The sequence below is a fragment of the Spongiimicrobium sp. 3-5 genome (assembly GCF_046557915.1).
Taxonomy (GTDB): Bacteria; Bacteroidota; Bacteroidia; order Flavobacteriales; family Flavobacteriaceae; genus JBHEBG01.
Genome location: NZ_JBHEBG010000003.1, coordinates 374,907 through 391,439 on the forward strand (window position 1 = coordinate 374,907; position 16,533 = coordinate 391,439).

The 16,533-nt window shown below is 39.5% G+C and carries 11 protein-coding genes; 3 read left to right on the forward strand and 8 right to left on the reverse strand.

What is annotated here, in order from left to right; all coding sequences use genetic code 11:
• Window positions 1-10: 10 nt before the first annotated feature.
• The 5 genes from ACEQ81_RS13195 to purU form a co-directional block, all read right to left on the reverse strand.
• Complete coding sequence (locus ACEQ81_RS13195) at window positions 11-3,040, reverse strand: SusC/RagA family TonB-linked outer membrane protein (RefSeq protein WP_411031372.1); 3,030 nt, start codon at window positions 3,038-3,040, stop codon at window positions 11-13.
• Window positions 3,041-3,656: 616 nt separating this feature from the next.
• Window positions 3,657-5,183 (reverse strand): helix-turn-helix domain-containing protein, encoded by a 1,527-nt coding sequence (locus tag ACEQ81_RS13200; protein WP_411031373.1) that lies wholly within the window; start codon window positions 5,181-5,183, stop codon window positions 3,657-3,659.
• Window positions 5,184-5,644: 461 nt separating this feature from the next.
• Window positions 5,645-6,619: a carbohydrate kinase family protein gene (locus ACEQ81_RS13205; protein ID WP_411031374.1), complete on the reverse strand. Its 975-nt coding sequence runs from the start codon at window positions 6,617-6,619 to the stop codon at window positions 5,645-5,647.
• Window positions 6,620-6,627: 8 nt separating this feature from the next.
• The gene (locus ACEQ81_RS13210; protein WP_411031375.1) at window positions 6,628-7,335 is read right to left on the reverse strand and encodes a DUF4197 domain-containing protein; all 708 of its coding nucleotides are present in this window, start codon (window positions 7,333-7,335) and stop codon (window positions 6,628-6,630) included.
• Between the two features lie 84 nt (window positions 7,336-7,419).
• Window positions 7,420-8,271 (reverse strand): formyltetrahydrofolate deformylase, encoded by an 852-nt coding sequence (gene purU, locus ACEQ81_RS13215; protein ID WP_411031376.1) that lies wholly within the window; start codon window positions 8,269-8,271, stop codon window positions 7,420-7,422.
• Between the two features lie 143 nt (window positions 8,272-8,414).
• Here purU and ACEQ81_RS13220 point away from each other — a divergent pair, with 143 nt between their 5' ends.
• A complete protein-coding gene (locus ACEQ81_RS13220; RefSeq protein WP_411031377.1) occupies window positions 8,415-11,852 on the forward strand; it encodes a methylmalonyl-CoA mutase family protein in 3,438 nt (1,145 codons plus the stop codon).
• Window position 11,853: 1 nt separating this feature from the next.
• Here ACEQ81_RS13220 and ACEQ81_RS13225 read toward each other — a convergent pair whose 3' ends face one another.
• Window positions 11,854-12,291 carry a hypothetical protein gene (locus tag ACEQ81_RS13225; protein WP_411031378.1) on the reverse strand — a complete coding sequence of 146 codons (438 nt, stop codon included), beginning with the start codon at window positions 12,289-12,291 and terminating at the stop codon, window positions 11,854-11,856.
• Between the two features lie 119 nt (window positions 12,292-12,410).
• On the opposite strand from ACEQ81_RS13225, the gene ACEQ81_RS13230 reads away from it, so the two are divergent.
• Together ACEQ81_RS13230 and ACEQ81_RS13235 are read left to right on the forward strand one after the other, a co-directional pair.
• The gene (locus tag ACEQ81_RS13230; RefSeq protein WP_411031379.1) at window positions 12,411-12,863 is read left to right on the forward strand and encodes an Lrp/AsnC family transcriptional regulator; all 453 of its coding nucleotides are present in this window, start codon (window positions 12,411-12,413) and stop codon (window positions 12,861-12,863) included.
• A gap of 212 nt (window positions 12,864-13,075) precedes the next feature.
• Window positions 13,076-14,494 (forward strand): alpha/beta hydrolase, encoded by a 1,419-nt coding sequence (locus ACEQ81_RS13235; protein WP_411031380.1) that lies wholly within the window; start codon window positions 13,076-13,078, stop codon window positions 14,492-14,494.
• Here the strand turns inward: ACEQ81_RS13235 and ACEQ81_RS13240 are convergent.
• Window positions 14,481-15,218, reverse strand: coding sequence for a DJ-1/PfpI family protein (locus ACEQ81_RS13240; protein ID WP_411031381.1), 738 nt, complete (start codon window positions 15,216-15,218; stop codon window positions 14,481-14,483). The genes ACEQ81_RS13235 and ACEQ81_RS13240 overlap by 14 nt on opposite strands.
• On the reverse strand, window positions 15,215-16,429 hold the full coding sequence (locus ACEQ81_RS13245; RefSeq protein ID WP_411031382.1) for an MDR family MFS transporter: 1,215 nt from the start codon (window positions 16,427-16,429) through the stop codon (window positions 15,215-15,217). Before ACEQ81_RS13245 ends, ACEQ81_RS13240 begins: the two co-directional genes overlap by 4 nt.
• Window positions 16,430-16,533 lie beyond the last annotated feature (104 nt).

The window sequence follows — 16,533 nt, forward strand, 5'->3', positions numbered from 1 at the left end:
TTTTTGTTTTTTAGAAACTAAGATTTAACCCTACAGTATATACCCTGGCAGGCGGAGCCGAGTAAAAAGTACTACCTGCATTTACATTGGGATTGTTAAAATCATCAAAAGAAGACTCAGGATCGTAACCTCTATAGTCGGTAATGGTCAGTAAATTTAGGCCAGACAGATATATCCTAACCCTGCTAAGTCCCATACGTTCCAACACCTGCGGAGGCAAGGAATAGCCTATGGTTAAATTTCTCAACCTTATAAAATCGGCATTCTGTAAGAAGCGGGTACTGGCAGAATGACCATTGTCTATAAAGAGTCTTGCTTGTGGCACATCGGTGATGTCGCCAGGGTTCTGCCATCTGTTGTTATAGATAAAAACATCTTGGTTATCCAACCCGTTCCCAAAGCCACTTTCTTGATATTGGCCTGCTTCGTTGTAAAGATCTGCACCCCACTGTCCCTGAAATGTAAAAGAAAAATCGAGTCCTTTGTAATCAAGTGTACTAGAGAAACCTGCTATTACGTCTGGATTGGGGCTTCCAATTACGATACGCTGGGCAGCAGCATAATCGTTGGTTACCGTTTTATCCAAAGAACCGTCTGGCCTTACCGTGTTTAAGAAATATTCCGCATCACCTGTATTTGCATTAACACCAGCATATTCTACCAAATAAAAAGCGTTGATCTGCTCCCCTTCTCGAAGAATATTCTTGTCCGTGATCTGATCTTCTCCGTTGGGTAGATTGGTGATCTCATTGGTGTTGTAAGCGATGTTAAAATTGGTCTTCCATGTAAGGTTTTCGGTTTGTACATTAATAGTGTTCAAAGCAAATTCAAGACCACTGTTTTCCAAGTTACCTATATTTTGTAGTATGCTATGGGTAGGTATCAAAGATTCGAAAGGAACCCTTGCATTAAATAAAAGGTCTTTGGTTTTCTTTACATAATAGTCTATTTCTCCTGTAATTCGATTGTTTACGAATCCAAAATCGAGTCCAAAGTTGGTCTGGGTGGTCTCTTCCCATTTCAGATCGGGATTTTCTCCTTGGGTAAACTCTAAGCCAGACTGTCCGTTGTAGTTTGTGCCCCCATAAAGTCCAAGACTACTAAAGTTACCAACAGGTGTATTACCATTGGTTCCCCAACTTGCTCTTAATTTTAAGTTGGATAGGGTATTGGAGTTCTGAAGAAATTCTTCCTCGGTTATGATCCATCCGGCAGAAGCGGCAGGGAAGTACCCAAACCTGTTCTCGGATCCAAAGCGTGAAGAACCGTCTTGCCGTATACTCGCTTTTAAGATGTATTTGTTCTTATAATCGTAACTAAGCCTTGCAAAATAGGAAAGTTGCGCCCAATTGGTAGCAGTCCCCGTACCCGCGGAAATAGTTGCCGCACTGGAAACGGATTTAAAATCATCCGTGGGAAAACCATCACCGGTAACCGAAGTTGCCCTGTTTTTAAACCTTGTATAAGTGGCCCCTAGGACAAAATTAACATTGGATGCTTCTCCAAAGGTATTGTCGAAGGTTACATAATTGTTGGTAGAAATAATCTCCGTACCATCATCCGAAGCAAAAGTTTGCCCATTTGTAGATTGGAAAGGAGCCAATCTTCCAGTATTTCTATCTACAGTCTGATTTAGATAATCATACCCCAATTCTGATTTATACTTTAGAAATGGGAAAAGTTGAAATTCTGCAAAGACTTTTCCTAGAAGTCGGCGTCTTTTGGTTAATCTAAAGGAGTGCTTGTCTTGCAATAGGAAATTGGCGTACAAGGTGCTGGCATTTATATCTCCATCCAATAAAAAAGGGGGAGCTGTAGGTACCTGGGCTATGGCCTGCATTGGGGTGGTAAAGGCGTTGTCGCCGGCTATTCTGTCTATTACCGTGCTTGTATAACCCATGTTTAGCCCAACATCTAACCAGTTATTAACCTTATGGTCTATATTGGTACGAACACTTATCCTTTCCAGATTATTGCCTCTTACTATCCCTTGCGTGTCGTTGTAGGAGCCGGAAATAAAACTTTTTGTTTTTTCGTTACCACCCGATACGGAGAGGTTAATATCCCTTACATAACTGTTCTGAAAGGCTTGATCTTGCCAATCGGTATTTACATTCCTGTAATCCTGATCGCCCTGATAGCGTTGCAACCGTGTATCTACCCATTCATTGGCCGCAGCTTGGTCTGCAAAGCTACCGTCATTAAAAGCGGATTCTTGTAGCAGCTCTATATATTGCTCTGCGTTTAACCAATCGCGTCTGTTGGTTGGCTCTCCTATACCGGAAGATACATCTAAAGAAATGGTAGACTTTCCTTCTCTACCGCGTTTTGTGGTAATAAGAATTACCCCATTGGTACCTTTTGCCCCAAATATGGCCGCAGCCGAAGCATCCTTTAGAATATCTATAGACGCTATGTCATTTGGATTTAAAGCCAACAACGGGTTTAGGGGTGCCGTTATGGAAGAGATATTGTTATTGTTCATTTCAATACCATCTATAACGTATAAAGGTTCTTGCGAAGCCGATACCGAAGATAGACCACGAATAATTACTTTTACCCCACCTTCTACTTTTCCGTTGGTCTGGGTAATCTGTACTCCCGTAGCTTTTGCCACCAAAGCACTTTGTAAACTTGGTGTGGAAATACCCCCAATTTGTTCCGAATCAATTTTGGCAACATTGTCGGTTAACAACCTTTTGGATTGTGTTCCGAAACCTACTACTATAACTTCCTCCAATTGGGAAGCATCTTCCAACATTTGTACATCAATAACGTTTGATGCACCTACGGTAATCTCCGTGGTCTTTTGACCCAGATAAGAAAATACCAAAATTTGACCTGAACTGGCCACTATGGTATAATTACCGTCAAAATCTGATTGTGTTCCCTGGGTTGTACCCTTTAGGACAACATTTACACCCGGCAGTGGAATACTGTTCTGGTCGGTAATGTTTCCCGAAACTGTTTTGTCCTGTGCATATGCCAAAGAAATTCCCATAAGGAAAAGCATGAGCAACCAATTGTGTTTTTTTTGCATACTTTAAAGTTTTTCGAATTAATCTTAGGTTTTTATGTAAACCACAGCCCTGGGTTGTTTTGATAGCTAATTCAAATAATTACTCTAAAAAAGGAGACAGAAGTTTTTTCGGAGTAAGCCCCCAGAGCTGCTTTTACATTTAGTCAGTCAAGTTTCAAAGTAAAGCGCTCCTTCCAAATCTGGGGGTAAACCCTATAGACATTTACTTTTCCGAAGAAAGTTTACACTTTTTTTACCCTTTTATTGTTTTGTGAGCGGTACGGGTTGGACTTTATAGAATATATTGAAGGCGTAATAAATAAATGTGGTTGATTGTGTTATCCCAACATTGAGTAAAGCATGTTGTATAGAACAATGGGGTTGGTAAGTTTAAAACCGATCTGTTCGGGAAAGCTTTGTATGGGTTCGGCAGAAGAAGAACTAATGGCAGCCCCTTATTATTCTGATGACTAATTCAAATAATCGATTACCCTAAAAATGAGAAAAAAGTTTTACGAGTAAGTTTTCAGAGCTGCCGTGTTTTTGGTAGTTAGATCAAAATAACGAACGCCCAGAGTATAATTCGGAAAATCCGATAAATGTTTACCAGATTGCTTGATGAAAAGATAGGTGCCGATCAGCTAAAGGAACTTACCAAACTTCTATGATATTCTGTAGGAGTTAGGTTGGTATCTTTTTTAAATGCCTTATTAAAAGTTACTTTGTTGTTGTAACCCACCTCGTAGGCAATATCTATGATGTTTAAGTTTTCTAAATGACCATTGTCCAAAATTTGCTTGGCCTCCCTAATTCTGTAAGTATTTATCAATTCGTGAAAATTCATTTTAAAATGCTCATTGATAACCTGAGAAGCATTATGCCTTGTAGTATTCAACCGGTCCGATAATATCTCCAGACTGATGTCATTTTCTTTATATATTTTAAATTCGTCGAATAACCTTATCAAGTTTTCTTTTAACTCTGAAGAAAGACTTTCTGTTAACCCAGAGTTCTTATACTTAAAAAGAAGCGGAGTTTTATAAGAATAGACCCCACTAAAAACACTTGGTTGTACATTGGCAGAATAGCCTACGTACAGCACCATTAATGCCATACATATAATCTGCGAGTGATAGAAAAACCCAGACCAGATATTGGTACTTATCAATATACCATAAACGGCATAAGAGAGGATATAGGCAATATGGATTCCGTAAATGCTTTTCTGCCACAGTTTGTTTTCCCTACTGATATTGGTATTTTGCCTGCCCGCCACGTAGAGCTTGCCAATAAAGTATCCATATAGTATTAAGGAGGTTAACTTAAGGGTAACGATGATGGCCACATCTTTAGAATCCGTAGGATTTTGACCGTTGTTGAACCTTCCCATCATAAGGGTCAATTTTTCACTGGCGGACATGGCATATATAGGAAGTATGTACACTAAAAACAGGAGTGTAGGGATTAAATGCAAAAGATCCTTGACCTTAAATCGATATAATTGTGTGGTTCGTTTAAAGTAAAAATAGAGTAGGGGGCCGTAGAGAAAAGAAAACACGGTAGACATTAAATAGGAATGCGAAAATATATATTGATAGTTGGTAATATTTAAGCAGATATGAAAAATGAAAAATGAGTGTATAAAAATGAACGCACTGATCAGTTTTTTAGAAACCGGATCTACATTTCTATTGAAGTTAATTACTATGGTAAGGTAAAAGCCAATAAGGGCTACGTACAGATATAAGAAAGACCAAATTGTAATTTTTGGGGAATAGCTCTTCTCGGCTTCCCTAAATTCGGCACTGTTTTTAATGCTCTCGAAACCGTCATTTAGAAAAATATTGGGGTCGAAATCTTGCAGTAAATATTGTTCTATACAAGTAACGGATTTGGAAGGATGGTTAAGGGCAGCATGGCTTAAGGCCATTTTTTTAAATATGGGTGCTTTGGCCAGATCGTCTTCCAGCAATAGTAATTCATAAGTTTTAAGGGCTTCCGAATAGTTGCGGGAATGAAAGAATAAATCGGCCTTTTCTTTTAAACCTTGTGAAAATGCAACAGGCTCTTCGTATCGGAAAGTTTTCGCGTTAGTTGCCTCCTTTGCTTCAATTGTTACATTGAACAACAAGAACACCGCGGAAATTATTCCTAACTGCCTCATTTTACTGTTGGTTGAATTAGCAACATCAAGTTAGCCAATTAACAAAAGCGAAATGTTAAAGTTATCTTAAAAAGGGTAATCCCCGATAATAGTTTACCTTTGAGTAAGCGATATTTTTCGCTTATAACTCGCTGATATTCAGTAATTAATTTTGAAGGAGACTTTTTAATTTTGAATTTAAGATTGCGGTAATGCACAAAAAAAACCGGTGATGACACCGGTTTTACGACTAACTAACTCAAAAATTACTAACTCAAATAATTCGGTACAAAAATCTTATATAAATTTCGCTAAATGGTTAACTAAACATTAGCAATACGTAATATCCAATACTAATTAATCAACGATATCGTAATGGTTTTATTGTAAGTTAGACCGAAAATTTTAACAAATTCTCTGTGCGAGCGCGGAACGGCTCGGTTTAGGAGGAATAAAATTGTAATATGTTGGCTAGTAATGGATTATATGTCACTATAATATTGCCGAATAAGCGCGTCGGTCTCCTTCCTGTTCTTAAATACATCAAAAGTTTTCCCTTGCGTTCTTAAAGCACCCAAGGCATTGGCATATTGCGCAGCTTTTATGGGGTCTTTATAAAGCGAAAACCCATAGGCTAGCCCACCCGCAAAAGAATCGCCACAGCCGGTGGTGTCCACTACGTTTTGCATGAAAATGGATTTTACAAACTCTTTTTTAATTCCGCCATTTTCATAAAAGTATAGCACACAACCTCTAGAATCTAAGGTGACGTAGAAATAGGTTATCCCTTTTTTTAGGACATGGGCTGCCATATCATCCAGGTGATCAACTTTTCCTTCGTCATAACTTACCATTTCTTCTGAGACATATTCGTTCTTAAGCCAACAGGCCTGCGACTCTTCCAAATTCATTTTGAGTACATCGATATAAGGGAGCCATTCATCCATATCTACCCAAAACTTTCTGTAACGATCACCGGTTATGGCCATTGTAGTGGTAGGGCCATGGGCATCGAAAACCACCAAGCCTTTCATGTTTTCCTTTATATGGACGAGGGTACTCAGAGAAATTTCAAAGTCTGTTATTGGAACAAATACAAATGCATCCATATCCCCTAATTCTGCAATATCTTTGGGAAGTATTGGCCGCATACAGGCCGTTTGCTTTTCTATTCTGTTATTCTGATCTACAAAATTAAGCTCAATGACAGTGCCTTTATCATCTTCACTGGAGATGGCCTTGGTATCGATATTTGAAAAAGGGCTAAAAAGTTTTAAAATACCTTCTCGGTCTTTCTTGTGTACCGTAGTTACCGGGATTACTGTACCATCTTCCTCCAAAAGTTTGGCCAACGCAATCACAGGATGCGTTACACATCCATATTTTTTTATCGTCTCATCGAGGTGTGTAATAATGGTATCCCTAGGAATTGGTCCTAAAACAGCAATCTTAATCATAATCAATATTAATCTTGTAGTGCAAAAACTTTACGCAAAATGTCCGTGGTCCTTGATGAAATTTTTGTCCTTATTTCCTTTTCTTCTACTGCAATCATGGTATACACACCTTTTAGTGCTTCTTGAGTTACATAATCCGTTAAATCCGGATTTACGTCATTGGTAAGCGGCAAGGCATTGTATCTAGTAATGAGGTTGTTCCATATTTTATCCGCGCCTACTTTTTCAAAAGACTTTTTTATTACCGGGTTAAACTTGGTATAAAGTGGTGCCTGGGTAGAACCGGTTAAATACTGGGTGGCGGCATCGTCCGCACCCAACAAAATTTGTTTGGCATCGTTAAAACTAATCCCTTTTACGGCATCTACAAATATGGGGATAGCCTGGCCAACAGCATCTTCAGCGGCTCTGTTCAGTACTCTAAGGCCTTCGTCGGCAAGGTTACCCAGACCTATGTCCCGTAATGTTTTGTCAACTTTCTTAAGTTCATCCGGCAATAGAATTTTCACCAATTCATTTTTAAAGAACCCATCCTTTTTAGTGAGTTTGCTAACCTGTTTTTCTATACCTAGGTTTAGCGCTTCCTGAAGGGCTTGTGCTATTTCCGCATTTCCCATACCTGTAGTTCCGGGTGGGAGTTGATTTACAACTTGCTGAAGTTCGGCACAGGCCATAAATTGAAAAACTGAAAAAAGTAATAGTATCTTTTTTGTCATGACAATAAATAATTGTTTAGCCTAAAGTTAGCATTAAATGATTAAAAAATCAGGGTATTTGTTAATGTGCTGGTTTACAATAAACTAGGAGAAAATCACTGTCTTATTATTATACACCATGGTTTTACGCCGAATATGAAGCTTTACCGCTCTACTGAGCACAATTTTTTCTAAATCCCTTCCTTTGGCTATAAAATCTTGTATGGTATGCGAATGCGATACTATAGTAACATCTTGTTCTATTATAGGCCCCGCATCTAACTCTTCCGTTACATAATGACTGGTAGCTCCTATAATCTTCACACCTCTGGCAAAAGCCGCGTGGTACGGTCTTGCTCCGGCAAAAGCAGGCAGAAAGGAGTGATGTATGTTAATGATTTTGGAAGGATAACGATTTATGATCCTAGGTGTTACAATTTGCATATATCTAGCAAGTACTACAAAATCTACCTCATGTTGTTCCAAGAGTTCCAGTTGCCGAATTTCGGCTTCGGCCTTTGTGTCCTTGGTTACCGGGATATGATGAAATGGAATGCCAAATTGTTCGGCGATATATTCCAGGTCCTCATGATTACTTATGATAAAGGGAATTTCAACTTCCAGTTCACCGGAGTTAAACCTGCTAAGAAGATCGTAAAGACAATGATTGTATTTGGAAACAAAAAGGGCCATTTTAGGTTTTTTGTTGCTCCAATGTAGATGCCATTTCATTTCATAGGGCCTGGCGAGTTCGTTTTGAAACGTTTCCTTGAAATTTGGTATCAAGGGTATTTTCTTATCAAAATCACTTTCCAAACGCATAAAGAAGACCCCCGCCTCTTTGTCTACATGTTGATCTAAATACACAATGTTGCCACCGTTGGCATGAATAAAGCTGGTAACCGCGCTGATAATTCCAGATTTATCCGGACAATGTATTACTATAGTGGTTTTCAAAAGAAGCTCGTTAAGGCCATAAAGTTAGAGTATTAAGAATTATGGACTTAAACAGCGCTATATTTTTATAAAATTCTGATTAGAATGTAATAATCTTTGCATTTTCCGTAAATTGCATCGGTAAAAATGGCCTAATATTATAGATGGAACAAATAAAACGCTATATCCCTAAAAACAAAGTAAGAATTGTTACTGCTGCCTCCTTGTTCGATGGTCACGACGCCGCCATTAACATTATGCGTAGAATTATTCAGGCAACAGGGGTAGAGGTTGTTCATTTGGGACACGATAGAAGTGTTTTGGAGGTGGTAAATTGCGCCATACAGGAGGATGCTAATGCCATTGCGATAACCTCTTATCAGGGTGGACATAACGAGTATTTTAAGTATATGTACGACCTCTTGAAGGAGCAGAATGCCAGCCATATCAAGATTTTTGGCGGCGGCGGCGGAGTTATCCTTCCATCAGAGATTAAATCCTTGATGGATTACGGTATAACCCGAATATATTCTCCCGACGATGGCAGAACAATGGGATTGCAGGGCATGATCAACGATCTGGTTAAGAAAAGTGATTTTCCGGTTCCTCCACTCGATTTAAAAAAAGGAGTCGGTTTAGCGACCGTCCTGAAAAACAAAAATGTAAATACCATAGCCAGACTGATATCATTGGCAGAAAATAGGCACGAAGAATTTGAAGCCCACTTTTCCAACCTACCCGAAAACGGACAAGACATTCCGGTATTGGGTATAACAGGAACTGGCGGAGCTGGGAAATCGAGCCTTATAGACGAGCTGGTAAGGCGGTTTTTAACGGGCTTCCCGGATAAGACCATTGCCCTGGTATCCGTTGACCCCTCTAAACGGAAAACGGGTGGGGCCTTGTTAGGAGATCGTATACGGATGAATGCCATTAATGATGGGCGGGTATACATGAGATCCCTTGCTACAAGGCAGTCTAATTTGGCATTGTCCAAAAATGTTGGTGAAACGGTGGAAGTACTTAAAAAGGCCGGATTTGATTTGGTTATTTTGGAAACTTCGGGTATTGGGCAGTCAGATACAGAAATTATAGAACATAGCGACGTTTCCCTGTATGTTATGACCCCGGAATTTGGAGCCGCTACCCAATTGGAAAAGATTGATATGCTAGATTTTGCCGATTTGGTAGCCATAAACAAGTTCGATAAAAGGGGTGCCATGGATGCCCTTCGTGATGTAAGAAAGCAATATATGAGAAATCATGGTCTGTGGGATATAGACCAAGAAAAACTGCCAATATTTGGTACTATGGCCTCTCAATTCAATGACCATGGAATGAACCAGCTGTATATAGCGGTCATGGACAAAATATCTGCTAAGACCAAAAAATCGTTTGAAACAGGGCTCAAATTAAAGGAAGGCAAAGCCAAAAAGGTCTATATTATTCCACCGGCCAGAACAAGGTATTTGTCAGAGATTGCAGAAAACAACCGAGCATATGATACTAAGGTTGGTTTGCAGGTAGAAGTTGCGCAACGTCTATACGGTATATACAAGACCGTAGAAAGTGTAATCAATGAAACTCCAAAACTTACTACAACGGGTTTGGTTGAGGCCGAAATTAAGAAGAAAACATCGGAGAAGGCAAAAACATTCGTTTCCCTTTTGCTACAAGAATTTAACCGGGTAAAAATGGATTTGGATCCGTACAATTGGGAAACAATACTACAATGGGAGGCTAAGGTAAGGCGCTACAAAGGCCCAATATATAGTTTTAAAGTGAGGTCTAACGAGGTTAAGATAGAAACGCATACCGAATCTCTTTCGCATCAAAAAATTCCAAAAGTGGTACTCCCCAAGTATAAGGCGTGGGGCGATTTATTGCAATGGAACCTACAGGAAAATGTACCTGGAGAATTCCCATATACCGCTGGTTTGTATCCGTTTAAACGAACGGCTGAGGACCCCACACGGATGTTTGCTGGGGAAGGCGGACCGGAAAGAACCAACAGAAGATTTCATTACGTAAGCCTGGGAATGACGGCCAAAAGGCTTTCCACGGCTTTTGATTCGGTGACGCTGTACGGCAACGACCCAGGCCGAAGACCCGATATTTTTGGAAAAATAGGAAATGCAGGTGTATCCATATGTTGTTTGGACGACGCAAAAAAATTATACTCGGGCTTTGATCTTTGCGATCCGGTTACATCTGTTAGTATGACCATTAATGGTCCTGCTGCCATGCTTCTTGGCTTTTTTATGAACGCGGCCATAGATCAGAATTGCGAAAAATACATTAAAGAAAACAAATTGGAAAAAGAGGTAGCCTCCAAAATTGAGGCTATTTATAGCAAATCGGAGGTGCCTAGACCAGAATACCATGGGGAACTTCCTGAAGGAAACAATGGTCTTGGACTTATGCTGTTAGGGGTTACTGGTGATGAGGTGTTACCAAAAGAAGTATATGAAAACATAAAGACCACTACCCTCGGTCAGGTAAGAGGTACAGTACAAGCAGATATCTTAAAAGAAGATCAGGCTCAAAATACCTGTATTTTTTCTACCGAGTTTGCCCTTCGGCTTATGGGCGATGTGCAGCAATATTTTGTGCAAAGACAAATTCGAAATTTTTACTCCGTTTCCATTTCGGGATATCATATAGCAGAAGCTGGTGCAAACCCAATTACCCAATTGGCCTTTACCCTGGCCAATGGTTTTACCTACGTGGAGTATTATTTAAGTAGGGGAATGGATATCAACAAATTTGGCCCTAACCTTTCGTTTTTCTTTTCCAACGGAATAGATCCGGAATATGCAGTAATAGGTAGGGTGGCTCGTAGAATATGGGCCAAGGCAATGAAGGGTAAATATAATGCGGATCCAAGGGCACAAATGCTTAAATATCATATACAGACCTCGGGTCGTAGTTTGCATGCCCAGGAGATAGACTTTAATGATATTCGTACCACCTTGCAGGCGCTATATGCCATTTACGACAATTGCAACTCCTTACATACCAATGCCTTTGATGAGGCCATCACTACACCTACGGAAGCATCCGTTAGAAGGGCCATGGCCATACAACTAATAATTAACAAGGAACTTGGGCTTGCAAAGAATGAAAACCCGCTTCAAGGATCTTTCATTATAGAAGAGCTTACAGATTTGGTAGAGGAGGCCGTTTTATTGGAATTCGACCGTATTACGGAACGTGGAGGTGTACTCGGGGCCATGGAGACCATGTACCAACGTTCTAAAATACAGGAAGAAAGCCTGCATTATGAAACCCTAAAACACACAGGAGAATACCCTATTATTGGGGTAAATACCTTTCTTAGCTCTAAGGGTTCCCCTACCATACTGCCGGCTGAGGTAATACGAGCTACAGAGGCGGAAAAGGAGCTGCAAATAGCCAGTGTTGAGCATCTTCAAAGGCATAATGAACAAAGGGCCAAACAACAATTATTAGAACTTAAGCAGGTGGCTATCGGCAACGGAAACATATTTGACAAATTAATAGAGGTTACCAAGGTTTGTTCTTTAGGCCAAATTACGAAGACTTTATTTGAGGTAGGGGGTCAATACCGAAGAAACATGTAGTTTAAAGACCTAGTGAATCGTCTAAACCCCAAAGGTTATTGTCACCTCCTTTTCGTAAGGAACGTCTCCATGCTTTGAAGGACTTTCTAAAACCTTTTATTTCGGTTCTGAGCAAATTTAAATACTCCTTTTCTTTTACACCATCCTTTTCCAGACCGTTACAATAGGAAAGAATATTTCTGATCATGATGTTAATAAAAGTAGCACTTTTCATACGCACGGCATTGGACTCGGAATATTCTGCCTGGGCTATTTGCTGAGGTATCAAAATAGCATCGGTGACCAAAGAATCTGCGATGATATCCCTATGGCTGTTAGATTGATACAATTTCAACAAATCCTTGTTGTAAGATACATAGGTGGCTATCTCCCTGCTCATTTTACAGAGATCCAAAGCCTTCCTGTAAACAGGGACTGTTCTTAAATTTTTATTGGACATTTTTGGTATAGCAACTTTTGTACTATAAAATTACAATGTATTTCGTAACTTTATCTTTTGAATCAAAGGTGAATGGGTATAATTACTTTCGAAAAAAAAAATTATTTCACTTTAAATTTTTGAATGTGAAAATTGATGATTTAAACTGGGGAATATTGAAGCAACTGCAAGAAAATGCTAGGGAATCCTTTGCCAATATTGGGCGTAAGGTAGGGCTTACACCACCTGCTGTAGCGGAACGGATTAAGAAGATGGAAGACCTCGGAATTCTCGAAGGCTATAAAGCCATAGTATCGCACAGTCAAACTGGGTATCAACTAAAAGCCATTATAACACTAAGGGCTTTTATGGGAAAGCTAAGGCCTTTTTTAGAGATCGTGGGTACTTTTGATGAAGTAATCAACTGTCATAGGATCACAGGAAATGAAAATTTCATTATGCAGGTGGTGCTTAAGGATCAGTTTCATTTAGAACGTTTTATAGATAAACTAATACAATACGGGGAAGCACGCACCCATATTATTTTATCCGATGTTGTTTCCAATGCCCCTATTAAGAAGGGAAATGTATAAGTTGTTCGGGTTATTTGTATATGTTGTACTGGAGCTGATCGGAATACAAAAAATCTTGATTTATTGCCTATCTAACCTTCAGGGGAAATAGGATGAAATTTATATAAGAGAGATGTACTAAAAGTCAATTTGTTAAAATAGCGTAAAACCCAATCGTTTTATATAACTTTATTAGAGTAATTTTTGGCGAGATTTTTGATGAACCTACATTTATGAAGCAATTTTTAATAGTTTTGTTCCTGGGTATTTCCTTTAGTTTCAATACCAAAGCGCAACAACTTAGCATCAAAAAAGGAATTATTGTAGACTCTTTACAGGTAAACGATTCTATCCCCGAAAGTTTTGCACTTTATCTTCCGCAAAAATTTGATACCAACAGTCCATGGCCCGTTCTTTTTGTCTTTGATCTTAAGGGCAGGGGAAGGCAAGCTTTACGAATGTTTCAAGAAGTTGCCGAAAAACAGGGATATGTATTGGCTGCTCCTAACAATGTAAATGATAGTCTGTCTATTTCGGAAAACGTAATTAAGGCCAATAGGGTGTTTAATAGGGTTTTCTCCCTGTTTCCGATACATAAAAATAGAGTGTATACCGCAGGATTTTCAAATAGCGCCCGCTTTGCATCAATTATCCCCACTTTTATTAAAGGTATTAGTGGTGTGGTGGCCGTAGGAGGAGGTATCCCCAATACAGAAATCTTAAGCAACAAAAGCCCTTTTTATTTTATAGGCATTGTAGGTAATGAAGATTACAACTATACTGAAATGTTGTTGGAGGAAAAGATTATGAGCAAAATTCGATTTCCCAATAAACTGTTGGTTTTTGATGGAGGCCAACAATGGCCCAAACCAGCGCATTTAAACAAGGCGTTGGAATGGTTGAGATTGCACGCAATTGCAAAAGGAAGAGCGCCAAAAGATTCGATGTTCATTAAGAATAGCTTTGATCAAAACCTCAAGGAAGTTAACACCCTTGTCAATAGTGGAAAACTTTTGGCCGCTGAAGACCTACTGTCGGACGTACTAGACATTTATGGCGTTCATTTGGGAATAGATTCGCTAAAGGAAAAAAAACGTACCCTAAAAAAACAAAAACTTTACAAATCCCTAAAAAGAAGTGAGAACAATGCTCTTTTTAAGGAATCGCTCATTAAGGACGATTTTATTTATTATTTGGAAGAGGATATCCTTACTCATAATTTCAACAATTTGGGGTGGTGGAACTATCAAATGCAAGAATTAAAAAAGTACGAGAACGGCCCCAACCAAGCTCTGCAACGCATGGGAAAGCGACTTCAAAGCTACGTAAATGCTTTAGTAGAGGATAATATTGATCTCACTGTTTCGGAGACGGTTATCGATTATGAGGCCCTTAATTTCCTTTGGATGTTGAAGACCATTACAGCTCCGAAAGATTATAGCTATTATCTTAAGATAATTTCATTAAGTTCAGAAAATGAGGACTTCGGTACCGCATTGTTTTACTTGGAAGAACTATTAAAACAAGGCTATAAGAACAAGGAAGAGCTTTACGCTTTGGAGCACACCGCTTTGTTTAAGATTACACCGGAGTTCAATAAAACCGTAGCCAAATATTTAGAAGGTGCCAGATACGATATTAACGAAGAATAAGATGTGGCACTTCGTCCAAATTCCAATCAATGACCAATCCTTTGGCCAAGGACTCCGCAATTTCCTTTCCGTATAGATACTCGCATAGGTACAGGGCAGCTTCAAAACTTTTGGCTCCGCCCGCTGAGGTAATGTATTTTCCATCGTGCACAAAAAGAACGCTGTCTTTTACTTTTAGCTGTGGGAACATTTCCCTATACGTACCAATATCACTGGGGAATGTGGTAGAGGTAACTTCGTCTAACACTCCTGCTTTGGCCAAAACAAAAGCGCCATCGCAATGTGAGGTCATAAAAAGTGCGTTTTTATCTGCTGCCTTAACAAAATTCAGCATAGTAGTATCTTTTAAGTCGGTATCCAAATGGTGTTCTGCACTGGGTACCACCAAAATATCTATCTGGGGAATAGAATCCTTGGTATAGTCAAAATCCGGAAGAATGCGTACCCCTTCAAAAGTGGTTATGGGTTTTAGGGTATTAGCTACCGTAAAGGTGTTCATCGCTTTAATGTTCTTTCTATAAATGGTGTGTTGAAAAATGTCGAATGGAGCGGTAAATTCTGTATTGTAGGTGCCATCCATAATTAAAAAAGCCACGTTATACCTATTCGGCTCCAACGTAACAACACGTTCTTCATCTAAAGAAACTTCTTTTCCATTCTCTTTTTTCTGGGTACACCCCATGGCAATAATCACCCAAGATAAAATAAGTACTTTCTTTTTCATTTGCTAACAACTGTTTGTTTTCGTAGAAGTCTTTGTAGCAGTAAAAGTAACAAAATACCAAGCAAACAAATAATTCCAATACCATACCAAGTTAATTCGTAGCCCAAATTGGCTATGGCGCGCATACCCCAATTGTGTGCAAAAATGTGAGCAATAGAGAATGAAATGGTGTAAAGGGCCATATACTCTCCCTGGTTTCCTCGTTTTGCACGATCCATCGCAAAAGCATTTGAGAAGGGAAAGGCGATCATTTCTCCAACGGTCATTAGCAGCATTCCCATAACAAGTACCCCTATCCAGGAAAAAAGATTTAGGATAACAAAACTGAGCCCTACCAAGAACAGTCCTAGGATTACATTGCTAATTCTAGACCAGGGCCTGGTTTCCATAAAGGCAATCAGAGGCATCTCTAGGGCAAAAATCAGAAAACCATTCATCGCCAATAAAAGTCCAATTTCAAATTCGCTGAGCAAGTGAATTTCGGTATAGTATATGGGTATGGTGGAAAAATATTGAACAAATACAAAGGCAAACAATACCATAGCCCCTATAAACAGCCAATAGGGAAGGTCTGTATAGGCAGATTTTGGGGTTTCGTTCTTCACTTCGTCCGATACCCTTGCCTTTTTAGGGTTTAAGACCAAAAACAACAAAATACTGGCCAGAATACATGTACTTCCATCTACCCAAAAAAGGCCGTTATAGTCCAAGGTTGTAATGATGATACCACCAACTGCCGGTCCGGCAGAAAAACCAAGGTTAATGGCCAACCGAATCAAGGTTACAGATCGGGTTTTGTTCTCCGGTTTACTATAGGCACTTAGCGCAACGTAAGAGGCCGGTCTAAAGGCATCCGCAACAATCATTAGTACTAAAATCCCGATGCATATGGCTGTGTAATCCGTGAGAAATTGCAGGGCAATGAACATAACCCCGGTTAGGGAGAGGCTGATCAGCATAATACGATAGTAACCAAGTATATCCGTAAGTTTACCACCCACCCAAGAGCCTATTAACGATCCAAGGCCAAAGCAACTCATAATAATGCCCACATTCTCTAGGGTAAAGCCCAGATTCTGGGTAAGATAGAGCGATAAAAAGGGAATTACCATGGTACCGGCCCTATTTATTAGCGTAATCAGGGCCAACCACCAAACCTCTTTGGAGAGCCCTTTAAAAGAATCTAAATAGCCAAAATAGATTTTTCTCATAATGATAAAGCATAAAAAAAGCCCCGACGTTGGCGTCAGGGCTTTATATTTTAAAATCTCATCAATTTTAACAATAACAGCGCTGAACCCATTGCCTTGGGTAT

Excerpts from the sequence above, each read along its gene's own strand:
- ACEQ81_RS13195 (WP_411031372.1), bottom strand. The coding sequence starts at position 3,040 with ATGCAAAAAAAACACAATTGGTTGCTCATGCTTTTCCTTATGGGAATT.
- ACEQ81_RS13200 (WP_411031373.1), bottom strand. The coding sequence starts at position 5,183 with ATGAGGCAGTTAGGAATAATTTCCGCGGTGTTCTTGTTGTTCAATGTA.
- ACEQ81_RS13205 (WP_411031374.1), bottom strand. The coding sequence starts at position 6,619 with ATGATTAAGATTGCTGTTTTAGGACCAATTCCTAGGGATACCATTATT.
- ACEQ81_RS13210 (WP_411031375.1), bottom strand. The coding sequence starts at position 7,335 with ATGACAAAAAAGATACTATTACTTTTTTCAGTTTTTCAATTTATGGCC.
- ACEQ81_RS13220 (WP_411031377.1), top strand. The coding sequence starts at position 8,415 with ATGGAACAAATAAAACGCTATATCCCTAAAAACAAAGTAAGAATTGTT.
- ACEQ81_RS13225 (WP_411031378.1), bottom strand. The coding sequence starts at position 12,291 with ATGTCCAATAAAAATTTAAGAACAGTCCCTGTTTACAGGAAGGCTTTG.
- ACEQ81_RS13235 (WP_411031380.1), top strand. The coding sequence starts at position 13,076 with ATGAAGCAATTTTTAATAGTTTTGTTCCTGGGTATTTCCTTTAGTTTC.
- ACEQ81_RS13240 (WP_411031381.1), bottom strand. The coding sequence starts at position 15,218 with ATGAAAAAGAAAGTACTTATTTTATCTTGGGTGATTATTGCCATGGGG.
- ACEQ81_RS13245 (WP_411031382.1), bottom strand. The coding sequence starts at position 16,429 with ATGAGAAAAATCTATTTTGGCTATTTAGATTCTTTTAAAGGGCTCTCC.